The sequence below is a fragment of the Stenotrophomonas sp. HMWF023 genome, assembly GCF_003060985.1.
Taxonomy (GTDB): Bacteria; Pseudomonadota; Gammaproteobacteria; order Xanthomonadales; family Xanthomonadaceae; genus Stenotrophomonas; species Stenotrophomonas lactitubi.
Map to the genome: position 1 here is coordinate 21,121 of NZ_QAIJ01000258.1, position 10,294 is coordinate 31,414.

Annotated in this window: 10 protein-coding genes; 7 read left to right on the forward strand and 3 right to left on the reverse strand. The window is 66.8% G+C overall.

Features of this window, described 5'->3' with window-relative positions; translation table 11 throughout:
- The first annotated feature begins 12 nt into the window (after window positions 1-12).
- Window positions 13-1,140 carry an NAD(P)-dependent alcohol dehydrogenase gene (locus DBR20_RS14485; protein WP_108266658.1) on the forward strand — a complete coding sequence of 376 codons (1,128 nt, stop codon included), beginning with the start codon at window positions 13-15 and terminating at the stop codon, window positions 1,138-1,140.
- Between the two features lie 377 nt (window positions 1,141-1,517).
- Entirely contained in the window at window positions 1,518-2,612 is a 1,095-nt protein-coding gene (locus DBR20_RS14490; protein ID WP_108266659.1) for a helix-turn-helix domain-containing protein, read from the forward strand.
- A 38-nt stretch (window positions 2,613-2,650) separates the two neighbouring features.
- Here the strand turns inward: DBR20_RS14490 and DBR20_RS14495 are convergent, their stop codons facing one another.
- Complete coding sequence (locus tag DBR20_RS14495; RefSeq protein ID WP_089236993.1) at window positions 2,651-3,133, reverse strand: YajQ family cyclic di-GMP-binding protein; 483 nt, start codon at window positions 3,131-3,133, stop codon at window positions 2,651-2,653.
- Between the two features lie 83 nt (window positions 3,134-3,216).
- Between DBR20_RS14495 and DBR20_RS14500 the strand changes: the two genes are divergently transcribed.
- The 3 genes from DBR20_RS14500 to DBR20_RS14510 all read left to right on the forward strand — a co-directional run bounded on the left by DBR20_RS14500 (window position 3,217) and on the right by DBR20_RS14510 (window position 5,986).
- A complete protein-coding gene (locus DBR20_RS14500) occupies window positions 3,217-4,113 on the forward strand; it encodes a DMT family transporter (protein WP_089236991.1) in 897 nt (298 codons plus the stop codon).
- Between the two features lie 179 nt (window positions 4,114-4,292).
- Window positions 4,293-5,300 (forward strand): methionine ABC transporter ATP-binding protein, encoded by a 1,008-nt coding sequence (locus DBR20_RS14505; RefSeq protein WP_089236990.1) that lies wholly within the window; start codon window positions 4,293-4,295, stop codon window positions 5,298-5,300.
- Entirely contained in the window at window positions 5,297-5,986 is a 690-nt protein-coding gene (locus DBR20_RS14510) for a methionine ABC transporter permease (protein WP_108266660.1), read from the forward strand. Before DBR20_RS14505 ends, DBR20_RS14510 begins: the two co-directional genes overlap by 4 nt.
- Window positions 5,987-6,104: 118 nt before the next feature.
- Here the strand turns inward: DBR20_RS14510 and DBR20_RS14515 are convergent, their stop codons facing one another.
- Window positions 6,105-6,704 (reverse strand): lipocalin family protein, encoded by a 600-nt coding sequence (locus DBR20_RS14515; RefSeq protein ID WP_108266661.1) that lies wholly within the window; start codon window positions 6,702-6,704, stop codon window positions 6,105-6,107.
- Window positions 6,705-6,830: 126 nt separating this feature from the next.
- On the opposite strand from DBR20_RS14515, the gene DBR20_RS14520 reads away from it, so the two are divergent.
- Both DBR20_RS14520 and DBR20_RS14525 read left to right on the forward strand, forming a co-directional pair.
- Complete coding sequence (locus DBR20_RS14520; RefSeq protein WP_108266662.1) at window positions 6,831-7,148, forward strand: hypothetical protein; 318 nt, start codon at window positions 6,831-6,833, stop codon at window positions 7,146-7,148.
- A 69-nt stretch (window positions 7,149-7,217) separates the two neighbouring features.
- Window positions 7,218-9,314, forward strand: a complete 2,097-nt coding sequence (locus tag DBR20_RS14525; RefSeq protein WP_108266663.1) for a prolyl oligopeptidase family serine peptidase — start codon at window positions 7,218-7,220, stop codon at window positions 9,312-9,314.
- A 120-nt stretch (window positions 9,315-9,434) separates the two neighbouring features.
- On the opposite strand, the gene DBR20_RS14530 is transcribed toward DBR20_RS14525, so the two are convergent.
- On the reverse strand, window positions 9,435-10,294 hold an 860-nt coding region (locus DBR20_RS14530), incomplete at its 5' end, for an aminotransferase class I/II-fold pyridoxal phosphate-dependent enzyme (RefSeq protein WP_108266683.1).

Here is a 10,294-nt window from a genome sequence, read left to right on the forward strand (position 1 = left end):
GAGAACACAACGATGAGCAGCAATAGTGGATCGCGTGACATCACCGCCGCCGTGGTGCGCGGCAAGGAACAGCCCTTCGTCATCGAACAGGCACGCCTGCGCGGACCGCAGGACGACGAGGTACTGGTGAAGATCGTGGCGACCGGCCTGTGCCATACCGATCTGATCGTGCGCGACCAGTACTATCCGGTGCCGCTGCCGGCGGTGCTGGGCCATGAGGGCGCGGGCATCGTCGAGGCGGTCGGCCCCAACGTGCGTGAACTGAAGGCCGGCGACCACGTCGTGCTGACCTACGGCCAGTGCGGTCACTGCAATCCCTGCCGTGGTGGGCATGGTGCGTACTGCCGCGATTTCTTCGCGCTGAACTTCGGTGGAGATGATGGCCACGGCCATACCGCCATCACCGATGCACAGGGCCAGCCGCTGCACGATCACTTCTTTGCACAGTCTTCGTTTGCCACGTTTGCGTTGGCGCGTGAGATCAACGCGATCAAGGTGCCTGACGATGCGCCGCTGGAGCTGCTGGGCCCACTGGGCTGCGGCATCCAGACCGGTGCCGGTGCGGTGCTCAACTCGCTGCAGGTGCGATCGGGCAGCAGCTTCGCCAGCTATGGCGCCGGTGCGGTCGGCCTGAGCGCAGTGATGGCGGCCAAGGTCGCCGGTGCCACCACCATCATCGCCATCGACGTGGTGCCCTCGCGGTTGCAGCTGGCCATGGAGCTGGGTGCCACCCACGTGGTCAACAGTCGCGAGACCGATGTGATCGAGGCCGTGCGTGCGATCACCGGTGGCGGCGCCGATTTCGCGCTGGAATCCACCGGTCGTCCGGAGGTGCTGTCGGCCGGTATCGAGGCCTTGGCCGGGCTGGGCATGATGGGCGTGGTCGGAGCGCCGAAGCTGGGCACCACCGCCAGTTTCGATGTGAACAACCTGCTGCTGGGTGGTCGCAGCATCCGTGGCATTGTCGAGGGCGACAGCGTGCCGCAGGTGTTCATTCCGCAGCTGGTGACGCTGTACCAGCAGGGGCGCTTCCCGTTCGACAGGCTGGTGAAGTTCTATCCGCTGGAGCAGATCAACCAGGCCGCCGAGGACAGTACGCGGGGCATCACGCTGAAGCCGATTCTGCGGATCGCGGCTTGAGGTGAGGGTTTGCAGGGCTGCGCCCTGCACCCGCCGAAGCAACGTCAACGGCAACGTCAAACGCTGGCATTCCGTGGGATGGCGGGGTGAGTCCGGTTGCGGGGGACGCCGTAAACCCATCCTTGGGGGCTTGGCCGCGGCATCCATGCCGCGGACACCCCCGCAACCGGACCCACCCCGCCTCCGACAGATCTCCGCGATCTGTCGGAATGGCATGGCCTGCTCTTGGTGGGTGTCGACCTTGTGGATGAACACCTGATGGAAACGCAGGCCCCAGTAGATCCACGCCATGCGTGGATGAATGCCTAACGGAAACGGAAACGCTCCGTTGTCGGGACGTAACGCGGGCATTGCGTGCGCGGGTGTACTCTGCGTCCATGATGGCCACGACAGTCGGGCAACAGCAATTGGTGGCGGCGCGTGCCGCTTTTGCCGAGGGCGACGTGCAGTCGCTGGCGATGCTGCCTTTACCGTTGCAGCAGTCCTGGCAGCGTTCGCATGCGGCCGGTGTGCGCCCCGGCCAGGAGCCGTATTACCCGCCATTGCAGGGCAATGGCCACCACTTGGAATCCCGCGACGACCGTCGCCTGGCACGTTGCGTGCAGCCCGAGCTGGAGCAGTTGTGGTCTGCGTTCGGTGCGCGGGGATGGACGATGTTCTGCGCCAACCGCGAGGGCATGGTGATCGTGCATCGCGCCCATGGCCTGGAAGATGCGCCGCTGCTGCGGCCGATCCAGGTGGGACGGCGGTTGGGCGAGGCCGAGATCGGCACCACCGCGCCTGCGGTCAGCCTGGCCGACGACCTGCCCGCCTTGGTACGCGGCAACGAACACTATCTGCAGCGGTTTGCCCCCGTGTTCTGCTTGAGTGAGCCGCTGCATGACCTGCAGGGGCAGGTCTGCGGTGCGATCGACATCACTGGCCTGGGGGAACGTGATCCAGCATTGCTGCAGGGCTATTTCCGGCAGGCGGCGCTGGCCATCGAGAACCGCTTGATGCACACGCTCAGCGATGTGCACCTGCTGGCGGTGCAGCATGATCCGCGCTGGCTGGCATCACCGCTGCAGGGCCTGTTGGCGGTGCAGGAAGACGGCCAGTTGCTCGCCGCCAACCGCGTCGCCCGGCGTCTGCTCGGACTGCCACGGCGTGGGCCGCTGCCGCTACTTTCGCTGGACACGCTGTTTGCCGGCGCCAGCGCCGCACAGCGACGCCGACTGCTGCAGCCTGGTCCTGCGCATCGGGTGCGGCTGGGCGAGGGCAGTGCGGTCCATCTGCAGCATCTGCAGGCACCGCGCGCTGCACGGTCACGTTCGCCAGCTACGGCCGCGGCGCCCGTGCAGGCGGCGCCACTGCGTGACCAGCAGCGCGATGCAGCGCGCCGCGCCGCACGTGCCGCCGAGGGCAACCTCAGTCTCGCTGCACGCCAGCTCGGAATCTCGCGGACAACGCTGTACAGGCTGCTGCGCGAGTGAGGCCGGCAACCGGGGCCGGCGCTACATCCCGGCGTTGATCAATCGCGGAAGTTGTTGAACTGCAGCGGCAGTTCGAACTTGCCGGCCTTCAGCACGGCGATGGCGTCCTGCAGGTCGTCGCGCTTCTTGCCCATCACCCGCAGCTTGTCGCCGTTGATCTGGGTTTCCACCTTCAGCTTGGCTTCCTTCAGTGCCGCGGCGATCTTCTTGGCGATCTTCTGCTCGATGCCCTGCTTGACGGTGATCTTCTGCCGGGCCTGGGCCAGGTTGGTTTCCACGTCGCCATATTCCAGGCTGAGCACGTCGATGCTGCGGGCGGCCAGGCGTGCGCGCAGGATGTCGTTCATCTGCTTGAGCTGGAACTCGCTCGGTGCGGACTGGGTGATCACTTCACCCTCGCGCTCGAACCTGGCGTCCACGCCCTTGAAGTCGAAACGGGTGGCAAGCTCGCGGTTGGCCTGGTCGAGCGCATTGGTCAGTTCGTGGGTGTCGACTTCGGACACAACGTCGAAGGAAGGCATGGGCGTTACTCCGCAGAAATCAGTGGTGCTCATTCTATCGTGCCGGTCGCGGCGGCAACGCCCGCGGTCGGTGATAATGGGCCATGAACCTGCAACGCTCCCCTTCGCGCGCCGTGGCCTGGATGGTCGCGGCTGTCGCCTGTTTCTCGCTGATGGACGCCGGCATGAAGCAGCTTTCGGCCAGCTATCCCTCGCTGGAGGTGACTTTCCTGCGGGGTGTGGCGTCGCTGCCCTTCGTGCTGGTCTGGGTACTGGCCAGTGCAGGTCCACGCTCGCTCATCCCGCGTCGCTGGGGCCTGCACCTGCTGCGCGGCGGGCTGGGCATGGCGATGATCGGCTGCTTCGTGTTCGCCCTGCGCGACCTGCCGCTGTCCACCGCCTACACCATCTATTTCGTCGCGCCGCTGCTGATTGCTGCCTTGTCGGTGCCGCTGCTGGGCGAGCGGGTCGGGCCGCGGCGCTGGGTCGCCATCGGTATCGGCCTGGTCGGCGTGCTGGTGGTGCTGCGGCCGGGCGTGGGCGGTTTCATCTCGGTGCCGGGCCTGATGGTGCTGGCCGCTGCCACCGCCTATGCCATCGCCGCGATCACCGTCAGCCTGCTGACCCGCACCGATACCTCGCAGTCGATGGTGGTCTGGTTCCTGGTCATCATGGCCATCGGCGCCGGGTTGCTGGCGATCCCGGGCTGGGTGCCGCTGCAGATGGCGCATGCGCCGTTGATCGCAGGCATGGGCCTGGCCGGAGCGCTGGGCCAGATCGCGCTGACCAAGGCCTTCCAGCTGGGCGAGGCCTCGATGATCGCGCCGCTGGAGTACAGCGGCCTGGTCTGGGTGATCGGCTGGGACCTGGCGTTCTGGGGGCAGCTGCCGGACGGCTACACCTGGGCGGGCGCGGCAATCATCGTCGCCTCGGGCCTGTACCTGCTGCACCGCGAACGGGTGAACCGGCAGGAACCGCCGAAACCGTTGGACCATCCCTGAACCGGTTTGGCCGGGGAATGGGGTCAGAGCCCCTGCGGGGATCTGACCCCGGCCAATGAGCCGGTGCGGGCGCCTTAGAACCAAAAGGAATAACATTCTGGCCCATGGCGCGGGCGCGCGAGCGCCGGCGCTGGTAGGCTGCACGCCCCCTTCCATCGCCCTCCCGGTGAGCTGATCCCGTGATCGAGTTCCAGCGCCTGCACAAATCCTATGCCGTTGCCGGCCGCGCGGTCAGCGCGCTGCAGCCGCTGGACCTGACCATCGAGGCCGGTGAGGTGTTCGGCATCATCGGCCATTCCGGAGCGGGCAAATCGACGCTGATCCGCATGATCAACCGCCTGGAAGAGCCCAGTGGTGGCCGTCTGCTGATCGCCGGTGAAGATGTCACGGCACTGGAGCCGGAGGGCCTGCGCGCGCTGCGCCGCCGGATCGGCATGATCTTCCAGCACTTCAACCTGCTGTCCTCGCGCACGGTGGCCGGCAACGTCGCCTTCCCGCTGGAACTGGCCGGAACGCCGAGGGCCGAGATCGATGCGCGCGTCGCCGAACTGCTGCAGACCGTCGGCCTGCAGGCGCATGCGGACAAGTACCCGGCGCAGCTGTCGGGCGGGCAGAAGCAGCGTGTGGGCATCGCCCGGGCACTGGCCACCCGCCCGCAGATCCTGCTGTGCGATGAGGCCACCAGCGCGCTCGATCCGCAGACCACCGCCTCGGTGCTGGCGCTGCTGTCGAAGATCAACCGCGAACTGGGCCTGACCATCGTCCTGATCACCCACGAGATGGACGTGATCCGTCGCGTCTGCGACCGCGTGGCCGTGCTTGATGCCGGCCAGCTGGTCGAGACCGGCCCGGTGACGAAGGTGTTCCTGCATCCGCAGCACCCGACCACCCGCCGTTTCGTCAGCGAATCTGAGCAGGTGGACGAGGGCACATTGCACCGCGATTTCGACGCTGTCGGTGGCCGTGTCGTACGCCTGACCTTCCTCGGCGCCGACACCTACGAACCCCTGCTAGGCAGCGTCGCGCGGCAGACCGGGGTCGACTACAACATCCTGTCCGGCCGTATCGACCGGATCAAGGACACCCCGTATGGCCAGCTGATCGTCGCCCTGGTGGGCGGTGACCAGTCCGCCGCGCAGGCCGCGTTCGTGGCTGCCGGCGTGCACGTTGAGGAACTGCGTCGATGATCATCGCCACCGCCGGCGGCTTCTTCCGCCACCTGGATGCCGACAAATGGGTGGATATCGGCAAGGCCACCATCGAGACGCTGCTGATGATGGCCGGCTCGCTGCCGCTGACCCTGGCCATCGGCCTGCCGATGGGCGTGCTGCTGTATGTGTTCGGCGCGCCGCAGATGAAGCGCCGGCCGCTGGCCTATGGCGTACTCGCGCTGGTGGTGAACCTGCTGCGTTCGGTGCCCTTCATCATCCTGATGGTGGTGCTGATTCCAGTGTCGCTGTGGTTGATGGGCCAGTCGATCGGCGTGCTCGGCACGCTGCCGGCGTTGGTGATCGGCGCGGCGCCGTTCTACGCGCGCCTGGTCGAGACTGCGCTGCGCGAAGTGGACCGTGGCGTGGTCGAGGCCGCGCAGTCGATGGGCGCCACCACCTGGCAGCTGGTTACCCGGGTGCTGCTGCCTGAGGCCCGGCCGGGCCTGATCGCTGCAGCCACGGTCACCACCGTCGCCCTGGTCGGCTTCACCGCCATGGGCGGTGCGATCGGTTCGGGTGGCCTCGGCGACCTGGCACTGCGCGAAGGCTACCAGCGCAACCGCACCGACGTGGCCCTGGTCACCGTGGTGGTGCTGCTGATCCTGGTGCAGCTGCTGCAGATGCTGGGCGACCGCCTGGTCGCGCATTACAGCCGCAGATAACAGAATGCCGGCCAGCGGCCGGCATCGTTCAGGTCGTGCCGGCCGCTGGCCGGCAACCTCATGAATTCCTGACGCATCGTGCAGTTGCCGGCCAGCGGCCGGCACCACGACCGTGCGATCAACGCACGTTCGGCACTTCGTAGCCCAGCTTGCCGACCTGATCGGCGTGCTGCGGCACGCGCTTGAGCTTGTCGGTGTTCACCCCGTACTCGTCGCGCAGGCGTTCGGCCAGGTCCTTGTACAGCGCCTTGTCCATGTCAGGCGTGCGCGAGAAGATCCAGGCCATCTCGCGGCCCGGGTAGCCGATCAGCGCCCAGGAATAGTCCGGCGCCACTTCCAGCACGCGCGAATGGGTCGGCACGACCCGGTAGAACCAGGTGCGCCAGCCGTGGTTGCCACTGTCGGGATCGACACTGGCACGCGCGCGGATTTCCTGCAGCGGCTCGCCGAAGCCATCGCGGTAGCGATAGGTGATGGCGACCTTGTGGTCCTCGCGCAGCTCGTACTGGTTGACGCTGGCGACGTGGCCGCGTTCGATGAAGTTCGGCACGCGGCCGATCACGTACCAGGTGCCCATGAAGCGCTGCAGGTCGATCGTCCCGTCTGCAGAGGCTTCCGCGGCGGTGCTGCGGGACGACGGTGGGGAATTGGCAGCCACTGCCGGACCGCCCAGGGACAGGGCCAGCAACACAGCGCAGAGCGGGCGGATCGAGGTCATGCGGGAGCGGGCTCCAGTGGGCTTGCCCGCGCATGGTCACTGTGTGCACGCCATCCGTCAATGGTGTCGCAGCCGGTGAGAAGCCCCGCAGCCAAGCTGGCCCGCATCGACCACCGGAGAATCCGCATGCGCACACGTCCCCGCCACCGCCTTCCAGCTGAACGCGTCAGCGAACGCAGCGATCCCCGACTGCTGCGGGTGGTGCCGCAGCTCGCCTTGGCCGGGCTGGCCGTGGTGCTGGCGTGGCCGGCCGCGCGCGGCAGCAGTGTCTGGCTGGGTTGGTTGCCGCTGTGGCTGGTCGGCATGCCGCTGGCGGCCTGGTGGGCCCTGCTGCGCTGCCCGTTGCCCACGCGGGCAGCGCTGCGCTGGTTGCGACGCGACACTGGGCAGGCCCGGCGCCGCTCCCAGCCACGTACGCGCAAGGCGCACACCGCCACGGCCTGACCTTCGACACGGGGGCGGCCCCGGTCATCCATGCTAGCGTTCCATGGCTAATGACTGCCTGGAGCTGCAATGTCACGATTCGCTTCCGCCTGCCTGCTGGCCGGCATGATGACCGCTGCCTCGGTGGGTACCGCCGTGGCCGCTGAAGACACCGACCGTTACGCCTGGCTGGAGGACGTCACCGGCGACAAGCCGTTGTCCTGGGTCAAGGAACAGAACGCCAAATCCGAGGCGCGCCTGGCGCAGACCCCGGCCTTCAAGCAGATGGAGACCAGCATCCGCGAGGTGCTCGACTCGGACGCCAAGATTCCCGGCGTGCAGAAGATCGGTGATTACTACTACAACTTCTGGAAGGACAAGCAGCACGAGCGCGGCCTGTGGCGCCGCACCACCCTGGCCGAGTACCGCAAGGCCTCGCCGACCTGGGAGACCGTGCTCGACCTGGATGCGCTGAACAAGGCCGAGAACGAAAACTGGGTCTGGCACGGCGCCGACTGCCTGCGTCCTGACTACAGCCGCTGCCTGATCGCGCTGTCGCGCGGCGGTGCCGACGCCGATGTCACCCGCGAGTTCGACCTGGCCAGCAAGAGCTGGATCAAGGACGGCTTCTTCCGCCCCGAATCGAAGGGCGGCCTGAGCTGGATCGACCGCGACACCGTGTTCGTCTACACCGACTTCGGCAGCGGTTCGATGACCACCTCCGGTTACCCTCGCGTGGCCAAACTGTGGAAGCGTGGCACGCCGATGTCCACGGCCAGCCTGGTCTATGAAGGCAAGCCGGAAGACATGTACATCGCGGCGATGCACGATGACACCCCGGGCTTCGAGCGCAATCTGGTCAGCCGCACGCTGGCCTTCTACAACAACGAGATCTACCTGCGCGGCGACGACGGCAAGCTGACCAGGATCGATGCGCCGAACTCGGCCGAGAAGGGCCTGCACAAGCAGTGGCTGACCCTGGAACTGCGCGATCCGTGGACAGTGGGTGGCAAGACCTACGCCTCCGGCGCACTGCTGGTGACCAAGCTGGATGATTTCCTGGCCGGCAAGCGCGACTTCGAGGTGTTGTTCACCCCGACCGCGACCACCTCGCTGGCCAGCGCCTCGTGGACCAGGAACCACCTGGTGCTGAACGTGCTGGACGACGTCAAGAACCGCCTGTCGGTGCTGACCCCGACCGCCAAGGGCTGGCAGAAGAGCGACTTCGTCGGCGCGCCGTCCTTCGGCACCCTCGGCGTCAGTGCGGTCGACAGCAATGACAGCGATGCAGTGTGGCTGACCGCCACCGACTACCTGACCCCGACCACCCTGGCCATCGCCGACATCGGCAAGGCGCCGGAAGTGTTGAAGACCATGCCGGCGTTCTTCGATGCCGACGGCAAGGTCATCGAACAGCACTTCGCCACCAGCAAGGACGGCACCCGCGTGCCGTACTTCGTGGTGCACGACAAGGCGATGAAGCTCGATGGGTCCAACCCGACCCTGCTGTACGGCTACGGTGGCTTCGAGATCTCGCTGACCCCGTCGTATTCCGGTGGCATGGGCCGCGCCTGGCTGGAGAAGGGCGGCGTGTACGTGGTCGCCAACATCCGTGGCGGTGGCGAGTACGGCCCGCGCTGGCACCAGGCGGCGCTGAAGCAGAACCGCCACAAGGCCTATGAAGACATGGCCGCCGTTGCCCAGGATCTGGTCACCCGCAAGATCACCTCGGCCAAGCACCTGGGCGTGCAGGGCGGCAGCAACGGTGGCCTGCTCACCGGCAACATGCTGACCCAGTACCCGGAGCTGTTCGGTGCGGTGGTGGTGCAGGTTCCGCTGCTGGACATGAAGCGCTACAGCCACCTGCTGGCCGGCGCGTCGTGGATGGCCGAGTACGGCAACCCGGACACCAGCGACTGGGAGTTCATCAAGACCTTCTCGCCGTACCACCTGTTCGACGCGAAGAAGAGCTACCCGCCGGTGCTGTTCACCACCTCCACCCGCGATGACCGTGTACATCCGGGCCACGCGCGCAAGATGGCCGCGAAGATGATCGATGCCGGCAAGGATGTGACCTACTACGAGAACATCGAAGGCGGTCATGGCGGTGCGGCCAACAACGCGCAGGCCGCGCACATGTCCGCACTGGCCTACAGCTTCCTGTGGGAGCGGTTGGGCGGTAAATGATGAAATGAAAAACGCCGCCCTCGGGCGGCGTTTTTCGTTGGGCATTCGTTGAACGGTAGCGCCGGGCCATGCCCGGCGGCTCCTTTGCCGCGCTGCGCGCTCGCCGGGCATGGCCCGGCGCTACCGGAAATGTTTCAACCCGCGCGCGATACGGTCCACCGCTTCCTGCAACCGCGGCACTTCCTGGGTATAGGCCAGGCGCACGTGCTGGTTCGATCGATGGAAACCGAAATCCAGGCCCGGGGTGAATGCCACGTGCTCGGTCTCCAGGAAGTGCGCACAGAACGCCTGCGCGTCATCGGTGAACGCGCTGACGTCGGCGTACAGGTAGAACGCCCCCTGCGGCTCCACTTCGATACGGAAGCCCAGTTCGCGCAGGGCAGGCAGCAGGAAGTCGCGGCGCTGCTGGAAGGCCTGGCGGCGCTGTTCGAAGATCGCCATCGCCTCTTCGCTGAAACAGGCAAGGGCTGCATGCTGGGCGATGCTCGAGGCGCTGATGTACAGGTTCTGTGCCAGCTTCTCCAGGTCGGGTACCGCCGCCGGCGGCGCCACCAGCCAACCCAGTCGCCAGCCGGTCATGCCGAAGTACTTGGAGAAGCTGTTCAGTACGAACGCGCTGTCATCGACCTGCAGCACGCTCGCGGCATCCAGGCCGTAGGTCAGGCCGTGATAGATCTCGTCGACCACCAGGTGGCCGCCGCGCGCATGCAGCGACGCCGACAGTGCCGCCAGTTCATCGGCTGACAGCACGGTGCCGGTGGGATTGGCCGGTGATGCCACCAGCGCGCCGACGCTGTCGGCGTTCCAGTGCTGCTGCACCAGCGACGGGGTCAGCTGATAGGCCGTTTCGGGTCCCACCGGCACCAGCTGCGCGCCACCTTCCACCAGTCGCAGGAAGTGGCGGTTGCACGGATAGCCGGGATCGGCCAGCAGCCAGTGGCGGCCCGGGTCGACCAGCAGGCTGCTGGCCAGCAGCCTGC